The organism is Micromonospora noduli (genome assembly GCF_003264365.1).
Lineage (GTDB): Bacteria > Actinomycetota > Actinomycetes > Mycobacteriales > Micromonosporaceae > Micromonospora > Micromonospora noduli.
Map to the genome: position 1 here is coordinate 155,635 of NZ_PYAK01000006.1, position 15,570 is coordinate 171,204.

Genomic DNA, 15,570 nt, shown 5'->3' on the forward strand with positions numbered 1-15,570 from the left:
ACAGTGCAGTTCGAACATTCTCCGCGGCTTCGCGACGCGTACCCCGACCTGGTCGCCGGTGTGGTGCAGGCCGCCGGGATCACCGCCACCGCCGACATGGCGGCACGCACGGCCGCTCATCTCGCCGAGGCGCGGCGGCGGTTGGCCGGTGGGGCCGAGAGCGGGTTCCCGGAGATCCAGGCGTGGCGGCGGGCGTACGCGGCGATGGGGCTGCGGCCCACCAAGTACCGGTGCGCCGCCGAGGCGCTGCTGCGTCGGCTGCGCCTGGACGGCGAACTGCCCCGGGTGCACCCGCTCGTCGACCTCTGCAACGCCATCTCGGCCGCGTACGCCATCCCGGTCGCGGCGCTCGACCTGGACCGGGTCGACGGCGACCTGGTGGTCCGGCCGGCACACGGCGACGAGGCGTACCTGAGTTTCGCGGGCGACACCGAGCATCCCGAGCCGGGCGAGGTGACCTTCGCCGACTCCGCCGGGCGGGCACACGCCCGACGGTGGACGAACCGGCAGAGCGGCTGGTCGGCCGTACGGGCGGGCACCTCGTCGGTGCTGATCGTCGCCGAGGCGCTGCACCCTGGTGGCGGGCCGGCCGTGACCCGACTGGTCGCCGACCTCGTGACGGAGCTGACCGAGGGGTGGTCCGCTCCGACGGCCGCCGCGGTGCTCACCGCCGCCGCGCCCCGTTTCCGCACCCCGGCGGCGGATGACGACCGGGGTCAGGCGGTGTCGCCGGGCAGCAGGTGACGGTAGCCGGGGATCGTCTCGGCGAACCAACCCGCGACACTGGCCAGGCCGCGGTCGTTGAGCTGCGCGTCGTGGATCGGGTACGCCGCCGCCGCGCCCACGGCGCCGGCGAACCGGATCGCCTCGCCGAGGCGCAGCCAGGACCCCTGAGCCGGGACGAGCAGGGTGCGCACCGGCTCGTCCGGCACGTGCAGGGCGTCGCCCGGGTGGTAGAGCTCGCCGCCGATCAGGTAGCCGAGGTTCGGGCAGTCGGGCTGCCCCTCGTGGATCGCGGCGTGCCGGCCACCGTGCGCGCTGACCGGAATGCCGGCCGCCGTGAACCGCTCGCCCGCACGGACCCGGGTCACCGGCAGCGGGGCGAGATCCGGCAGGCGGGCGCCCTCCGGCGCGTACACGGGGACACCGAGACCGGCGAGCCGCAACACGTCTATGTGGTCGGTGTGCTCGTGGGTTACCAGGACGGCGTCCGCGCCGACCAGGGCCCGCGGCTCGCTCCACGTCCCCGGATCGACGACCAGCACCCCACCGTCGTGCTCGACGCGGACACAGGCGTGCGTGAATCGGGTGATCCGCATCAGGCGACGGTACGCCGCCGGCAGATGAGTCGTGGTCCTCGTGGCGGTTGGGCCGGCCCTGCCCGGGTAGTGCGGCAGCATGCCACAGCGATACGAGAACTACCCGAGGATCGCCGTCGTCACCGGCGCGGACTCCGGCATCGGCAAGGCCTGCGCGGTGGCGCTGGCCGAGGCCGGCTTCGAGATCGGCATCACCTGGTACGGCGACCCCGACGGCGCGGAGCGGACGGCCACCGAGGTCCGCGCGACGGGACGGCGTTGCGAGGTCGCCGAGGTGGACCTGACCCGACTGCCGGACGCGGCGGCGGTGGTGGACGAGTTGGCCGACCGGCTGGGCGGCATCGGGGTGCTGGTCAACAACGCCGGCACCGGGGCCTCGACGCCGTTCGTCGACACCGGGTGGGAGCAGTGGCGCGAGGTGCTCGCCGTCGACCTGGACGCGCCGTTCCTGTGCTCCCAGCGGGCCGCGCGACGGATGCGGGCCACCGGCGCCGGCGGGCGGATCATCAACATCACCAGCGTGCACGAGCACGCGCCCCGGGTGGGCTCCGCCGCGTACTGCGCCGCGAAGGGCGGGCTCGGGCTGCTGACCCGGGTGATGGCCCAGGAGCTGGCCGCCGACGGTATCACCGTCAACGCCGTCGCCCCGGGCGAGATCGCCACGCCGATGACCGGTCAGGAGGATGTCGACCCGTTCACCCAGGAACGGCCCGGCGTGCCGCTGGGGCGGCCCGGCGACGCGCGTGAGGTGGCCGCCGTGGTCGCGTTGCTCGCCTCCCCCGCCGCCAGCTACGTCACCGGCGCGTCCTGGCCGGTCGACGGGGGCATGCTGCTGATGGGTCCCCAGGCCGCGGCGTTGACGAACGACGACTGGCGGTCGGTCTGAGCGGCACCGGCGTAGTGCTCGGTGGTCAGGCGTGCTCGCGGTCTCCCTCGTCCAGCCCGCCACCCTCCGTGGTCGCATGGCTCCGTTACCGTCACCCCTATGAGCGGTGGAGCGGGTCCGGGCGGCGAACCAGCCGCTCGGAGAACGGGACAGCGCCCAGCAAAGCGGGCACGTATCCTCCGAACTCCGGTGATCAGCAAGCGGCGGTGGGGCTGACCGACGGCGGAAGGGGACCGGATGCCCGGGTGGGCTGGTCGGGGCGGGCGGCAACGACGGGCCTTCGTCGTCGGTGGGGCACTCTTCGCGATCGCCGTCGTCATGTTGCTGGCCGCCTGGCGCAGCACCGGTTTCCTCAGCGACCTGCTGCTCAACCTCGGGGCCAGCGTGGTCCTCGCGGCCATCTCGTACGTCATCTTCGACCCGTTGTTCGAGGAGGCCCGCAAGGCGCGGGTGCAGGAGCACCTCAGCTTCGACCAGCAGGCGTTCGTGACACGGCTGCACCGCTCCGGGCGTCGGGTGCGCATCCTCGACACCTGGACGATCCTGCTGGAGCAACGGCACCGGGAGGACACCCTGAGCGCGGTGCGAGCGGCGCTGGCCAACGGCGCCCAGGTGCAGTTGCTCCTGCTCGACCCCGACTGCACCGCCGCCCAGCAACGCTCCGAGGAGCTGGAACGGCAACGGGTGGACGTGCCCCGGCAGATCCGCACCAACCTGCGCCACCTGGCCGCGTTCGCCGAGGCGCTCGACTCGCGGCTGCGCCACCGCCTACAGGTCCGGCTCTACGACGCGTCCCCGTCGATCCAGCTCTACCAGTGGGACGGGCGGGCGCTGATCTCGTTCTTCCCGATCGGGAAGTTGTCGTTCAACGTGCCGCAGCTCGAGGTGGACATGGACAGCCCGTGGGGCGGGTTCGTGCACGCCCGGTTCGAGGAGCTGTGGGAGCACGAGCAGGCCACCCTCGACCTGGAGCGGTACTGGTCGGTCACGGTCACGCTGCGCCACGACGAGTCGGACGTGGTCGAGGTACGCGTGCCGTTCGTGACGGTGGACGGGCAGCACTACGTCGACTGCCGGGGGTTCCGGGTGACCGGGCCGCTGACGGTGCGAGCCGTGCTGCCGCCCCGCGCGCCCGGGGCGGCGCCCGGCGTGTTCGCCCTGGCCGAGCCCGCCGACGGGGACCGCACCCCGGTCGCCGTGGTGAAACGGCACTTCGACCAGAAGTACGGGCACGACGACGGCGAGCGGGACGTCCGCCGACTGGTGCCGCCACCGGGCGATGCCCGTACCCCGGCGCCCCGCCCCGCGACGGCCGGTGACACACACGCACGGTGACCCCCGACCGACCCGTGGGTTCGGCACAGGAAACAATGGTGGTCCACCCTCATCGCCAGGAGGACCGTCGGCGTGTCACACCGCACCGCACCGCCGTCCGGGGCGGCGCAGCTGCGCGCCGACTGCGGACGCTGCTTCGGGCTGTGCTGCGTGGTGCCCGCCTTCGCCGCGTCGGCGGACTTCGCCATCGACAAGCCGGCCGGCTCGCCCTGCCCCAACCTGCGCCCCGACCACCGCTGTGGCATCCACACCGAGCTGCGGCAGCGTGGTTTCCCCGGCTGCACGGTGTTCGACTGCTTCGGGGCCGGGCAGCAGGTCGCCCAGGTGACCTTCGGCGGGCGGGACTGGCGGGACGCGCCGGAGACGTTACCGGCGATGGCGGAGGCGTTCGCGGTGCTGCGACCGCTGCACGAACTGCTCTGGTACCTCACCGAGGCGGTGGCGCTGCGCCCGCCGGCCGACCTGCGCGCCGAGCTGGAACGCGCCCGCGTCGACACGTTGACGCTCACCGAGGGTGACCCGGCGCAACTTCGCGCGGTGGACGTCGCCGACCACCGGAACAGGGTCAATCCGCTGCTGTCCCGGGCCAGCGACGTGGCCCGCGCCCCCGGCGGCGCCGACCGGCGGGGCGCGCACCTGCTCGGGGTGGACCTGCGCCGCGCCGACCTCCGCCGGGCCAACCTGCGCGGGGCGCTGCTCATCGGCGCCGACCTGCGCGGAGTGGACCTCGGCCTGGCCGATGTCACCGGCGCGGACCTGCGCGGCGCCGACCTGCGGGGCGCGGACCTGCGGCGCACGCTCTTCCTGCACCAGACCCAGCTGGACGCCGCCCGAGGTGACACCCACACAGGGCTGCCGCAGACGCTCACCCGGCCGGCGCACTGGACGGCGCTGCCGCTCACCCCGGTCCGTCAGCCGGCTCGCTCCCCCGCCCGTCGGGGCCGTCGCCGCTAGGAACGGCCCGGCCCGGTCCGCCGCACGCTCCCGTCAACTCCTGGAAGCCGGCATGGACCGGGCACTGTGGGCAGCGGGCGCGGTCGCAGAGCCGGCAGAGGTGGGCCAGGCTGCCGGCGTCCGCCACCTCGTCGTGCAGCAGGGCGCGGGCGATGTCGGCGAGCTGGACGCGCTGCTCGACGGTCAGCGGGGCGAGCAGCGCGTCCAGCACCTCCTGTCGGGCGCGCAGGGTCCGGACGGCCACCGCCGTGCCCTCGGTGGTGAGGTGCAGGGCGCGGCTGCGCGCGTCGGCGCCGGGACGCCGCTCCACCCAGCCCTGTTCCCCGAGCCGCCGGACCAGGTGCGCGACGCCGGGCTGGGTGAGCCCCAGCACCTGGCCCAACCACTCGGCGGTCACCCCCGGCTGGTCCTTGAGGACGACGAGCGCCTCGGCGAGCGCGCCGCCGGCCCCGACGGACGCGCTGACCGACGCCCGCATCCGCGAGCCGACGAGCAGGGCGAGTGCGCCGAGCAGGTTGGGCGAGCCGTCCTCGGGTAGATTCATAAGTTGTGAATGTACCCCGTCGGGCGATGTTGCTCATCGTGTTGATGACAGTGGCGCAGCTGCCTGTCGCACTGCGGCAACTGCTCGTCGTGCTGCTCGGTCACCAGAACACCGGCAGCTTCGCCACCGCCGGCGTGGCCAGCGCCGGCTGCGGGATCGGGCTGGCGGTCACCGCGCCGCTGGTTGGCCGACTCCTGGGCCGGCTCGGTGCCCGGCCGGTGCTGCTCGCCACCGGCCTCGCCCATCTGCTCGCCCTGCTCGGCCTGGCCGTCACCACCGAACCGGTGGCGTTCGTGGCGCTGGCCACCGTCGCCGGGCTCAGCACGCCACCGGCGGTCGGCAGCGGACGCGCCCAACTGGCCCGGCTCGTCGCCCCCGCCGCGCTGGCCCGCGCGTACGCGGTCAACGCCGTCGGGCAGGAGGTGCTCTACGTGGGCGGCCCCCTCGCGGTGACACTGAGCCTGCTGATCAGTGGACCCACTGCCGCACTGCTCGCCTTCGCGGTGATCGGCAGCGCCGGGCTGCTCGGCATGGTCGCCGTGCTGCCACCGCGCGATGCCGACCGGCAGCCTCGCGCGAAGGGATCCGCGCTGCCCGGCCAGGCCACCCGCCGCACCGTCGTCGGCACCCACATCGGCTACATGATGGGCATCGGCGCGATGTGGGTGCTGGTGCCCGCGTTCGCCACCACTGTCGGGCACCCGGACCAGGCCGGCCTGCTGGTGACCATCTGGTCGGTGGGCAGCCTGGCCGGCGGCGTGCTGCTGGCGAGCCGGGGGCGGCCCGGCAGCCCGGCGACGGCGTACCTGACGATGCTCGGCACCTTGGCCGCCACCTCGGTGGCGCTGCTGCTGCCACGCAACGTGCCGCAGATGGCCGTCGCGCTGGCGGTCTTCGGTCTCGCGCTGGCACCCTTCCTCGCCGTCACCGACGAGATCCTCGCCCGGTCCACCCCGGCGGTCCGGCTCCCCGAGACGTACGGGTGGTTGCAGACGGCCGGGCAGCTCGGCATCGCCGCCGGCTCCGCGACCAGTGGCGTCGTCAACGACCACCTCGGTAACACCTGGGCGTTCCTGGTGGTGGTCGGCGCGCTCGGGCTGGCGCTGGTCGTCGCGCTCAGCCGCCGCCGGACGCTGCGGCTGCCGTCCGCCGCGCCGCAGGCCGAGACGGTCGGGTCGGCGGTCCCCGCCGGTGGGTCAGGTTTCGGCCGGGACGACGCCGGGTAGCCAGCGCCGACGCGAACCGGCATCGACGGGGGGCACGGCGTGGGCTACCGAAATCGCCAGGGTGAGCAGCCGGGCGACCCGCAGCACAGCGAGGACGAGGTTGGCCAGACGCCACTGGTGCAGGTCGAGACGGACACCGAGGTCCCCGCACCGGCGGACACCGACGTCCGGCCGGACATCGTGACCGAGCCCGACAACTCGGGCGTCGCCGGTGGCTCGTCGGGCAGCAGCGGCGGCGGGTCGAGCATGCCGGGGCACCCCGACGCGACCCGCTGATCCGGGCTCAGCGGCTGGTCAGCGCACCCCGCGCCTCGGTCATGCCCTTGTTGGCGAGCCCGTCGGCCCGCTCGTTCTCCGGGTGGCCGTTGTGCCCCTTGACCCACAGCCAGGTGACCTCGTGCCGCTCGCAGGCCGCCTCCAGCCGCTGCCACAGGTCGGCGTTCTTCACCGGCTGCTTCGCGGCGGTCCGCCAACCGTTGCGCTTCCACGACGCCAGCCAACTGGTGATGCCGTTGCGCACGTACGTGCTGTCGGTGTGCAGCTCCACTGTGACCGGCCGGTTCAGGCTCTCCAACGCCTGGATGGCCGCCATCAGCTCCATCCGGTTGTTCGTGGTGGGCGTTGCCTCACCGCCGCACAGCTCCCGCTCGTGATCGCCGTAGCGCAGCAGCGCACCCCAACCACCCGGACCGGGGTTGCCACTGCACGCCCCGTCGGTCCAGATCTGCACGCCCCTGCCGGCCGCCGCGTCCACCATGCCCGGCAACCTACCGGGCGCGGACGTCGTCCTCCCCGCTCGGGGGGTCGCCGCGCCGAGCCGTCGGCGCTGAACCCACCACCGCGGGTGGGATGGCCGGCGCGGGCCGGGTGGGGCGCACCCGGTCGCGGACCCGGTGTACGGCGTCACCGGCGGTCGCGGCGATCATCGGCCACAGTCGGGTCGAATTCATGATCGCGACCTCCTCGGCCGGAGTGGTGCCGCCGTCGAGGAAGCGCAACACCCGCTCGGCCGGGTTGCGGTCGAAGAGCCGGTCGAAGAACTCGGGACCGCCCACCCCGCCCCGGTCCAGCGCGCGCAGCGCCACCGCGTCCATCCAACGGTGCCGGCGCGGGTACGCCGGCGCGGGCACCGGCGCGCGGCCCGCGGCGAGGGCGCGGGCCACCTGATCCGCCTGGCGGTACATGGCGGAGAAGGTGAAGCCGGTGGAGGGGCGGGTCGCGCCACCGGCCGTACCGAGCCGGACCACGCGGGGAGTGGGCCGGGCCGGGAACGGCGCGTCGGTCATCGGGATCACCCCGTTCTCCACCTCGCGCACCCGCAACCCGGTCGGATCCAGCCCGAGCAGATCCCGGTAGCCGGCCAGCGCCGCGTCGTACCCGGCGTCGGTGAGCAGGTCCGGCGAGAACTCGGTGTACTCGACCAGGGCGTAGTGGTCGCTGACCGGCAGCACGTACCCGAACGAGACGCCCCGGGGCGGCTGCGGGGTACGAAAGTCCATCAGCACCGCACGCGTCGGGTCGAACACCGGCCGGTCGGCCTCCAGCCACCACCCCCGGAAGTGCTGCAACCAGGTCGTTCGCCCCGCTCGGGCCGGCGGTCGGGGGCGGGAGTCGAGCACCCAGCCGGCCCGTACGCCGCGCCCGTCGCCGGTACCCACCAGCACCCGGTCGCCGTCGTCGCGCACCGTCTCGGCGGGCGCGACGATCCGGGTGGCGTTGAGGCGACGCTCGGCGTCGGCAGCCCGGTCGTAGACCGGGCCGGAGCGGAGCATGGCGTACCGCAGCGGGGTGAGGTCCAGGACGCGGCGTCGCGCCGCCGTCGCCACCTCGACCTGCTGCCAGCTCGCGCTGAGCAGCGGGTCCAGGTCGCTGTCCGGGTGACCCCAGAATGCCCAGGTGCGGTCCTGACCGCGTCGGCGCACCGGGTCGACGATGGCGATCCGCAGATCCCGGACACCGTGGCGGTCCAGTGCGGCGAGCAGCAACGACGCGGCGCCGCCACCACCGAGCAGCGCGAGGTCGACGTCGAGCGGCGCGGAGTCGGTCACCCGCACCACGCTGCCACACCGTCGCGCGTCACCACCGGATGGGCCGGAACGGCGCTCAGGCCACCGGGGCGGGCGACTCGACCGGGGGCGGCTCGGCGAACGCGCGCGCCACCGCGGCGCGGTTGAAGACCCGCCAGGTGGCGGCGGAGACGCCGATCGCCACCACCAACCCGACCCAGTACGGCGCGGTGATGCCGAATCGGGCGGCGAGCAGCCCGCCCAGCAGTGCGCCCACGCAGTTGCCGCCCGCCGCCACGAAGAGGTTCGTGCTGGCCACCCGGCCCTGCAGGTTCGGTGGGGTGAGTCGTTGGCGCAGTGAGTTCGACACGATGTTCCACAGCCCGCCGTGCACGCCGAAGGCGAACAGCGCGAAGCCGACCACGATGGTGCTGCGGGACGCGGCCAACGCCAGGTGCAGCCCCGCCTCGACGAGCAGGCCGATCCGGATCGTCCAGGTGGCGCTGATCCGGGCGATGATCCGGTCGCCGAGGAGAGCGCCGAGCACCCCACCGGTGGCCATGCAGGTGAAGAGGAGGCCGTAGCCGACGGACCCGAGTCCCAGCCGCTCGCCGGCGAGCAGCACCAGCACCGCGAGCGCGGCGGTGAGGGTCACGTTGAGCAGACCGATCAGCACGGCCATCGTGCGCAGCAACCGTTGGTTGGCCAGCCAGCGCAGTCCTTCGACGATCTCGCCGCCCATCGATCGGGTACGGCGTGCCTGCGTGTCTCCGATGGCGGCCCGGAAGTCCCCGCCGATCAGCGCCACCAGTACGGCGCTGAGGGCGTACGTGACGGCGTTGACCAGGAACGGGCTACCCGCCGAGAGGGCGAACAGGAAGCCGCCGAGCGGGCCGGCGAGCATGCTGTGCATGAGGGTGGCGCCGCCGCTGAGCCAGCCGTTGGCACGCTCCAGGCGGTGCCTCGGCACCACGACCGGAACCATGGCCTGGCTCGCCGCGCGGAACACGATCTCACCGGTGTTGACCAGGAACAGCACCGCGAAAAGCAGGGCCACCCCGCCCCGGCCGCTGAGGATCGCCGTGGCCAGAACGGCGAGCGCGACCACCCGGACCAGGTCGATGACGATCATCAGGCGGCGCCGATCCATCCGGTCCACCAGCACCCCGCCGGGCAGGGCGAAGAGCAGCCACGGCAGCCACGCCACTGCGGACGCCCCGGCGACCACGAGCGGGTCGTCGGTACGCGACGCGACGAAGAGCGGCGCGGCGACGGTGGCCAGGCCGCTGCCCAGGGCCGAGAGCGTGCTCGCCGCCCAGAGTTTGGCGAACACCGTTCCCAGGCCATCTCCCACGTTCCGTGTCACGGCGAGCGAACCTACCAGCGTCTCCCCTGGCCGCCCGGGGATTTATCCCGCCGTCAGAAGACCGCTGGCGGCCGGGTTGACAGGCAACCCATTGGTTGCCTAAGTTGACAAGCAACCGAATGGTTGCCTGTTGCGGGGAGGGTCGATGGACGACGCGTTTCGGGCACTGGCCGACCCCAGCCGGCGTCGACTGTTGGACCGGCTCAACGAACGCAACGGCCAGACCCTGCGGGAGCTGTGCGACGGGCTGGCCGGCACCCGACAAGCCGTCAGCAAGCACCTGTCGGTGCTGGAGGCGGCCAATCTCGTCACGACCGTGCGGCGCGGCCGGGAGAAGCTGCACTACCTCAACGCCGCCCCGATCAACGCCATCGCCGACCGGTGGCTCAGCCGCTACGACCGCGAGCGCGCCGCCACCCTGGCCGACCTGACCACCGCATTGGAGCGACAACCCATGGAGAGCCCGACCTTCGTCTACACCACCTACGTCACCACCACCGCGCAGCGACTGTGGTCCGCGCTCACCGAACCGGCGTTCACCCGTCGCTACTGGGGTGGAGTCGCGCTGGTTTCGGACTGGCAGATCGGGTCACCCGTGCTGTGGCAGGACGCACCGGACGCCGAGCCGCGCGACCTCGGCCAGCGGGTGCTCGTCGCCGAGCCGTACCGCCGTCTCTCCTACAGCTGGCACGGCTTCCAGGCCGAACACGCCGCGCACTTCGGCTGGTCCGCCGAGGAGCTGGCCGCCCGGCTCGGTGAGCGCCGGTCGAAGGTGACCTTCGAGATCGAGCCGCACAGCGGGTCGACCGTCCGGCTGACCGTCATCCACGACGACTTCTCCCCCGACAGTGAGATGCACCGGGCGATCAGCGGCCACCTCGACGGCAGCGGCGGCTGGCCGGAGCTGCTGGCCAGCCTCAAGACCCTGCTGGAGACCGGCGAGCCGATGCCCGACCCGACCCAGGCCCAGGCCCAGGCCCGCTGACCCGAGCGCGGATCGCGCCGGCCAGGTGGTGCATTCCGCCGTCGTCGGCAATACCTCGCCATCGGCCCAGCGGCGACAGCCCGGCCGGAGCAGACATCGATCGGAGCACCGGTGCCGGTCGGGCCGTCCGGGCCTTTCCGCAGCTCTCCCCGCCTTCGGGTGGACACGTGACGGCAACGAGGATTTCTCATTTTCACCTGATCGAGGACCCAACCCACCTAGTGTTGGGCACACCGGTGCTAGTCACGGAGTTGGCCACCCGAACGACGTCCCACGCAGTCAGCGGACGAAAAGTGAGGGAAGACGCGTATGAAGGTCTCAACAGCACTCTGCTCGGCGGCGCTCGGCGTGGGCCTCGGCACGCTCCTGCTGCCGGGCGCCGCACTGGCCGACACCACTGTGTCACCGGCCACCACTCCGGTCGGTGGGACCGTCGTGCTCACCGCGACGACCTGCAACCCGAAGTCGGGTGACGCCCTCTTCCGGGTCACCGGCCCCAACCGCGACCAGAACGTCCGATCCACCACGGCCGCCGCCGGCGGCGGGCTGAGCGCCGAACTCTTCACCGCCGGGTTCACCCTGGGCACGTACACGGTGGCGGCGACCTGCGGCGACGGCAGCTCGGCCGGCACCGCCACCTTCGCCGTCACCCCGATCGGCGGCGCGCCGGCCGGCTCCGGCGGCGACAACCGTGACACCGGCGCTCTCGCCGCCGGCGGCACGCTGCTCGGCACCGCCCTCGCCGGCGCGGTGATCCTGATCCGCCGGCGCCGTCCGGTGTCCACTGTCGCCTGATCGGCGACCGTTCCATCCCTGAGACGGGTGCCCGCGCCGGTGACACCGGTGCGGGCACCCCGACGATCCGGTACGGAGGTGCACACGTGCGGTGGCGGCGGACCCTACCGGCAGCGGTCGCCCTGCTCGGCGTGACCGGGCTCGGGCTGATCACCGTGGGCCTCACCGCCGACCCGGCGCGGCCACCACGACCGTCGGCCGACGCGCCGGCCCGCACCCACCCCGCACCGGACCTGGCGCCGCTGCCACCCGCCGCGCCGGTCCGGGTGCAGATCCCCGCCATCGACGTACGCGCCGACATCGTCCCCGTCGGCGCCGACGCCGCCGGGGTGCTGGAGGTGCCACCGCTGGACCGGCCCACCCTCGCCGGCTGGTACCGGCACGGGGTCAGCCCCGGTGAGACCGGCAACGCCGTCCTGGTGGGACACGTCGACGCACCGTCCGGCCCGGCGGTCTTCTTCGACCTCGGTCGGCTCCGCGCCGGGCAGCAGGTACAGGTCACCCGCGCCGACGCACGGGTCGCCACGTTCACAGTGGACGACGTCCGGGCGTACCCCAAGGAGCACTTCCCGACCACCCTGGTCTACGGCCCGGCGGACGCCGCCGGGCTGCGCCTCATCACCTGCGGCGGCCGGTTCGACGCCGCCACCGGCAACTACGTCGACAACGTCGTCGTCTTCGCCACCCGCACCGCCTGAGCCGCGCCGCCCGCCTGAAACCGGACCGCTCGCCTGAGCCGTGCCGCAGGCCCCAGCCGCCCGCACCGCCCGAGCCGCCTCCCCGCTGTCGGGAGCCGGACCCCGCTCGGCAGAATGCGATGGCACCATCCCCTGATCGGGACGGTACGCCGGCGACGGGGAGGCACGCGGTGGATCAGCGACCGGTACGGGACCGGACCGGTCGAGGCGTACGCGCCCTGGCCCGGCGACTGCTCGGACGGGTCGAGGGCGACTCCCCCACCCCCCGCCGGTCCAACCCGGACGCCGTGGTCGACTGCGCCGTCTACGTCAACGGCCGGCGAGAACCCGGTCAACCGCACTACGCCGACGCGTACGCCCGGGCGCGACACGGCCGCGACGCCTTCGTGTGGCTGGGACTGCACGATCCCGGCCCGGCGGTGCTCGCCGCGGTCGGCCAGACCTTCGGCCTCGACGAGCTGACCGTCGAACAGGCGCTCGCCGACGGGCACCGGCCCACCGTCCAGCGCCACGGGCCGGTCACGCTGCTGGTCCTGCGCACCGCCGGGTACGTAGAGCACGACGAGCTGACCGACACCTCCGAGGTGATCGACACCGGGGACGTCATGGTGCTGCTCGGTGACCGCTTCGCCATCACGGTGCGACACGGCGCCGCCGGGGCGCTGCGCAGCGTCCGCGCCGACATCGAGCGCCGCCCCACGCTGCTGGCCGCCGGACCGTGGGCGGTGGCGTACGCGGTCTGCGCCCGCATGGTCGACTCCTACCTGGAGGTGGCCGGGCACGTGGAACGGGACCTGGAGCGCGTCGAGGAGGCGGTGTTCGCCCGCGACCGCACGACCGACATCCAGCACATCTACCAGCTCAAACGCGAGGTGGTGGAGTTCAAGCGGGCGGTCCTGCCATTGCAGGCACCGATGCGTACGCTGCTCGAACCCGACGGCCCGCCCCGCGCCCTGCACCGCTGGTTCGTCGACGTCGACGGCCGGCTGAGCCGGGCGGTGGATCGGGTGGCCGCGTACGACGACCTGCTCACCTCGATCGTCCAGTCGCGACTGGCGCAGCTCGCCGTCGAGCAGAACAACGACATGCGCAAGATCGCCGCCTGGGCTGCCATCGCGGCCACCCAGACTGGCATCGCCGGCATCTACGGCATGAACTTCAATCACATGCCCGAGCTGGCCTGGCGCTACGGCTACGCCGGGGCCCTCACCCTGATGGCGGCGGCGGCCCTGTTCCTGTACCGGCTGTTCCGCCGCTCCGGCTGGCTGTGAACCCTCGCCGACGGGCTGTTCAGCGGCGCGCGGAGAGGAAGGCGCGGATGTGGTCGCGGGGTTTGTCGGTCAACTCGGGGCCGTGGGTGAAGGCCGCCAGGTCGTAATCCAACTCGCCGAGGACGTGCGCGGTCTCCCGGGTCATCTGGAAGTCGCTGCACAGCCACTTCATCGGCCACCGGACGCCGAGCACGTTGAACAACGCGTCCCCGGTGATCAGCAGGCGGGTCGGCTCGTGCAGCAGCGACACATGCCCGGGCGAGTGCCCGGGGGTGTGCACCACCCGCAGGCCACCACCGACGTCGAGCAGGTCCCCGTCGGCCAGCGGCTGCGCCACCTCGACTGCCGGAAACCGGCCGCTGTTGAGCCGGGCGAAGAGCCGCCCGCCGGTCACGGTCGGGTCGCTGACGGGCGCGCGGCCCGCTTCCGCGTACGGCAGGTCGGCGGCGTGCGCCGCGACCGGCGCGCCGGTGCGGCGGGCCAGCTCCGCCGCTCCGCCGGCATGATCGGGGTGCGCGTGGGTGAGCACGATCCGGGTGACGTCCGCCGGCGCCTTGCCGATCGCCGCGAGCCCGCGCACGATCCGGGCCGGCGCCTTGGCCAGCCCGCAGTCGACAAGCGTGACACTGCCGTCGTCGTCAACGAAGGCGTACGAGTTGACGGCCGAGCGGCCCACCGTCGGGATACGCCAGACGTTCGGGGCCAGTGGCACCGCAGGGGCTCGCGTCATGTCGCGAGTCTAGGAGCGATCGTCAACTGTCGTTCTCGACCGACCGGCGGCCCGCCTGGGTTGACGGAGCGCTAACCTCGCGCGGGTGATGTGGCAGCGGTACGTGGCGATCGGCGACAGCACCACCGAAGGGCTCGACGACCCGGACGGCGCCGGCGGCTACCGGGGCTGGGCCGACCGGTTCGCCCTGGCGGTGGCCCGTGCCCAAGGGGGTCTGGAATACGCGAACCTGGCCATCCGTGGCCGGACCACCGCGCTGATCCGGGCCGAGCAGCTCCAGCCCGCCCTCGACCTGGCCCCCGACCTGGCCACCGTGGTCGCCGGCATGAACGACGTGCTGCGCCCCTCCTTCGACGCGGACCAGGTCGCCGGGGATGTGGCGGCGATGCAGCAGGCACTGGTCGAGCAGGGTGCCACGGTGCTGACCTTCACGATGCCGGATCCGGCACCCGTCATGCCGCTGGCCCGGCCGCTCCGTGGTCGCATGCTGGCGCTCAACGAGGCGCTGCGGGCCGCCACCGCACGGACCGGCGCCACCCTCCTCGACCTGGGCGCGCACCCGGTCTCCTCGGATCCCCGGCTGTGGAGCGACGACCGGCTGCACGCCAACAGCGCCGGGCACGAGCGCATCGCCGCCGCACTGGCGTACACGGCGGGTCTGCCCGGGTTCGACGACTCCTGGACGCGGCCGTTGCCGCCGGCACCCCGGCGCCGCCGCGGCGAGGTGTTCGGCGCCGAGCTGGCCTGGACCCGCCGGCACCTGCTGCCCTGGATCGCCCGGCACCTACGCGGCCGCTCGTCGGGCGACGACCGGGTGGCCAAGCGGCCGGTGCCGCTGCCGGTGCCGCTCGACTAGGTCGGGTGCGGCAGGATTAGCGACGTGGGTAAGGGTGCGGGACGTCGGCGGGCGAATGCGACGACGGGACGGGTGTGCCCGTGCGGCTCCGGCCGGGCGTACGCGGACTGCTGCGCGCCGGCGCACGGCGGCGACACCCCGGCGACGGCCGAGGCGTTGATGCGCTCCCGGTTCAGCGCCTTCGCCCTCGGCGACTCCGGTTACCTGCTGCGCAGCTGGCACTCCTCGACCCGACCCGCCTCCCTGGAGCTCGACCCGGGGCAGCGGTGGACCCGACTGGAGATCGTGGAGACCGAGCGGGGCGGCCTGCTCGACACCGCCGGCACGGTGACCTTCCACGCCCACTACCGGGACGCGGGCCGGCCCGGCACGTTGACCGAACACAGCCGGTTCGTCCGCGAGAACGGCCGGTGGGTCTACCTCGACGGTGACCAACCCTGACGGCGCTGTTTGGGCGTAGGATGACGTCGGCGTAGTCCTGCGCCGCACCTCCCTCCCGGCGCTCACGCCGCCGGCAACGCGGAGGCAAAGGGGGCCTTGAGCCCTCGGGACGTGGTGCCACATGCCCCACTCCGGCGGGGTCGGCGGGAGCGTGAGTC

At 73.6% G+C, this 15,570-nt stretch carries 18 protein-coding genes; 12 read left to right on the top strand and 6 right to left on the bottom strand.

Annotation, left to right across the window (positions count from 1 at the left end; all coding sequences use genetic code 11):
- The first annotated feature begins 3 nt into the window (after positions 1 to 3).
- The gene (locus tag GUI43_RS07290) at positions 4 to 744 is read left to right on the top strand and encodes a B3/B4 domain-containing protein (RefSeq protein ID WP_112698402.1); all 741 of its coding nucleotides are present in this window, start codon (positions 4 to 6) and stop codon (positions 742 to 744) included.
- On the opposite strand, the gene GUI43_RS07295 is transcribed toward GUI43_RS07290, so the two are convergent.
- Entirely contained in the window at positions 717 to 1,319 is a 603-nt protein-coding gene (locus GUI43_RS07295; RefSeq protein ID WP_112698442.1) for an MBL fold metallo-hydrolase, read from the bottom strand. The genes GUI43_RS07290 and GUI43_RS07295 overlap by 28 nt on opposite strands.
- A gap of 79 nt (positions 1,320 to 1,398) precedes the next feature.
- Between GUI43_RS07295 and GUI43_RS07300 the strand changes: the two genes are divergently transcribed.
- From GUI43_RS07300 to GUI43_RS07310, 3 genes are all read left to right on the top strand, one after another.
- Entirely contained in the window at positions 1,399 to 2,205 is an 807-nt protein-coding gene (locus tag GUI43_RS07300; RefSeq protein WP_112587703.1) for an SDR family oxidoreductase, read from the top strand.
- 237 nt (positions 2,206 to 2,442) lie between these two features.
- Entirely contained in the window at positions 2,443 to 3,540 is a 1,098-nt protein-coding gene (locus GUI43_RS07305; protein WP_091406595.1) for a DUF5919 domain-containing protein, read from the top strand.
- Between the two features lie 72 nt (positions 3,541 to 3,612).
- Positions 3,613 to 4,494, top strand: a complete 882-nt coding sequence (locus tag GUI43_RS07310) for a pentapeptide repeat-containing protein (protein WP_112698403.1) — start codon at positions 3,613 to 3,615, stop codon at positions 4,492 to 4,494.
- On the opposite strand, the gene GUI43_RS07315 is transcribed toward GUI43_RS07310, so the two are convergent.
- The gene (locus GUI43_RS07315) at positions 4,439 to 5,038 is read right to left on the bottom strand and encodes a MarR family winged helix-turn-helix transcriptional regulator (protein WP_091406599.1); all 600 of its coding nucleotides are present in this window, start codon (positions 5,036 to 5,038) and stop codon (positions 4,439 to 4,441) included. The two genes, GUI43_RS07310 and GUI43_RS07315, sit on opposite strands and share 56 nt — an antisense overlap.
- Before the next feature lie 5 nt (positions 5,039 to 5,043).
- Here GUI43_RS07315 and GUI43_RS07320 point away from each other — a divergent pair, with 5 nt between their 5' ends.
- Positions 5,044 to 6,264, top strand: a complete 1,221-nt coding sequence (locus GUI43_RS07320) for an MFS transporter (protein WP_146765873.1) — start codon at positions 5,044 to 5,046, stop codon at positions 6,262 to 6,264.
- A gap of 39 nt (positions 6,265 to 6,303) precedes the next feature.
- Positions 6,304 to 6,540: a preprotein translocase YidC gene (locus GUI43_RS07325; RefSeq protein ID WP_091406602.1), complete on the top strand. Its 237-nt coding sequence runs from the start codon at positions 6,304 to 6,306 to the stop codon at positions 6,538 to 6,540.
- Positions 6,541 to 6,547: 7 nt separating this feature from the next.
- Here the strand turns inward: GUI43_RS07325 and rnhA are convergent, their stop codons facing one another.
- Genes rnhA through GUI43_RS07340 form a run of 3 tightly spaced genes read right to left on the bottom strand, consistent with a single transcriptional unit; the run spans position 6,548 to position 9,636 of the window.
- Positions 6,548 to 7,021 (bottom strand): ribonuclease HI, encoded by a 474-nt coding sequence (gene rnhA, locus GUI43_RS07330; protein WP_091406604.1) that lies wholly within the window; start codon positions 7,019 to 7,021, stop codon positions 6,548 to 6,550.
- 10 nt (positions 7,022 to 7,031) lie between these two features.
- Complete coding sequence (locus GUI43_RS07335; RefSeq protein ID WP_112698443.1) at positions 7,032 to 8,312, bottom strand: lycopene cyclase family protein; 1,281 nt, start codon at positions 8,310 to 8,312, stop codon at positions 7,032 to 7,034.
- Between the two features lie 55 nt (positions 8,313 to 8,367).
- Complete coding sequence (locus GUI43_RS07340; RefSeq protein ID WP_249037675.1) at positions 8,368 to 9,636, bottom strand: MFS transporter; 1,269 nt, start codon at positions 9,634 to 9,636, stop codon at positions 8,368 to 8,370.
- A 145-nt stretch (positions 9,637 to 9,781) separates the two neighbouring features.
- Between GUI43_RS07340 and GUI43_RS07345 the strand changes: the two genes are divergently transcribed.
- The 4 genes from GUI43_RS07345 (at position 9,782) to GUI43_RS07360 (ending at position 13,385) form a co-directional block, all read left to right on the top strand.
- Positions 9,782 to 10,621 carry an ArsR/SmtB family transcription factor gene (locus GUI43_RS07345; protein WP_112698406.1) on the top strand — a complete coding sequence of 280 codons (840 nt, stop codon included), beginning with the start codon at positions 9,782 to 9,784 and terminating at the stop codon, positions 10,619 to 10,621.
- Between the two features lie 309 nt (positions 10,622 to 10,930).
- A complete protein-coding gene (locus GUI43_RS07350) occupies positions 10,931 to 11,416 on the top strand; it encodes a hypothetical protein (protein WP_091406610.1) in 486 nt (161 codons plus the stop codon).
- Positions 11,417 to 11,502: 86 nt separating this feature from the next.
- Positions 11,503 to 12,114, top strand: a complete 612-nt coding sequence (locus GUI43_RS07355; RefSeq protein ID WP_112587715.1) for a class F sortase — start codon at positions 11,503 to 11,505, stop codon at positions 12,112 to 12,114.
- Positions 12,115 to 12,284: 170 nt separating this feature from the next.
- Positions 12,285 to 13,385, top strand: a complete 1,101-nt coding sequence (locus GUI43_RS07360; RefSeq protein WP_112587717.1) for a magnesium and cobalt transport protein CorA — start codon at positions 12,285 to 12,287, stop codon at positions 13,383 to 13,385.
- Positions 13,386 to 13,404: 19 nt separating this feature from the next.
- Here the strand turns inward: GUI43_RS07360 and GUI43_RS07365 are convergent, their stop codons facing one another.
- Positions 13,405 to 14,115 (bottom strand): MBL fold metallo-hydrolase, encoded by a 711-nt coding sequence (locus tag GUI43_RS07365; RefSeq protein WP_112587719.1) that lies wholly within the window; start codon positions 14,113 to 14,115, stop codon positions 13,405 to 13,407.
- A gap of 88 nt (positions 14,116 to 14,203) precedes the next feature.
- Between GUI43_RS07365 and GUI43_RS07370 the strand changes: the two genes are divergently transcribed.
- A complete protein-coding gene (locus GUI43_RS07370; protein WP_112698407.1) occupies positions 14,204 to 14,971 on the top strand; it encodes an SGNH/GDSL hydrolase family protein in 768 nt (255 codons plus the stop codon).
- Between the two features lie 24 nt (positions 14,972 to 14,995).
- Complete coding sequence (locus GUI43_RS07375) at positions 14,996 to 15,412, top strand: YchJ family protein (protein WP_112698408.1); 417 nt, start codon at positions 14,996 to 14,998, stop codon at positions 15,410 to 15,412.
- The last annotated feature ends 158 nt before the right edge of the window (positions 15,413 to 15,570 follow it).

Excerpts from the sequence above, each read along its gene's own strand:
- GUI43_RS07295 (WP_112698442.1), bottom strand. The coding sequence starts at position 1,319 with ATGCGGATCACCCGATTCACGCACGCCTGTGTCCGCGTCGAGCACGAC.
- GUI43_RS07300 (WP_112587703.1), top strand. The coding sequence starts at position 1,399 with ATGCCACAGCGATACGAGAACTACCCGAGGATCGCCGTCGTCACCGGC.
- GUI43_RS07305 (WP_091406595.1), top strand. The coding sequence starts at position 2,443 with ATGCCCGGGTGGGCTGGTCGGGGCGGGCGGCAACGACGGGCCTTCGTC.
- GUI43_RS07315 (WP_091406599.1), bottom strand. The coding sequence starts at position 5,038 with ATGAATCTACCCGAGGACGGCTCGCCCAACCTGCTCGGCGCACTCGCC.
- rnhA (WP_091406604.1), bottom strand. The coding sequence starts at position 7,021 with ATGGTGGACGCGGCGGCCGGCAGGGGCGTGCAGATCTGGACCGACGGG.
- GUI43_RS07345 (WP_112698406.1), top strand. The coding sequence starts at position 9,782 with ATGGACGACGCGTTTCGGGCACTGGCCGACCCCAGCCGGCGTCGACTG.
- GUI43_RS07350 (WP_091406610.1), top strand. The coding sequence starts at position 10,931 with ATGAAGGTCTCAACAGCACTCTGCTCGGCGGCGCTCGGCGTGGGCCTC.
- GUI43_RS07365 (WP_112587719.1), bottom strand. The coding sequence starts at position 14,115 with ATGACGCGAGCCCCTGCGGTGCCACTGGCCCCGAACGTCTGGCGTATC.
- GUI43_RS07370 (WP_112698407.1), top strand. The coding sequence starts at position 14,204 with ATGTGGCAGCGGTACGTGGCGATCGGCGACAGCACCACCGAAGGGCTC.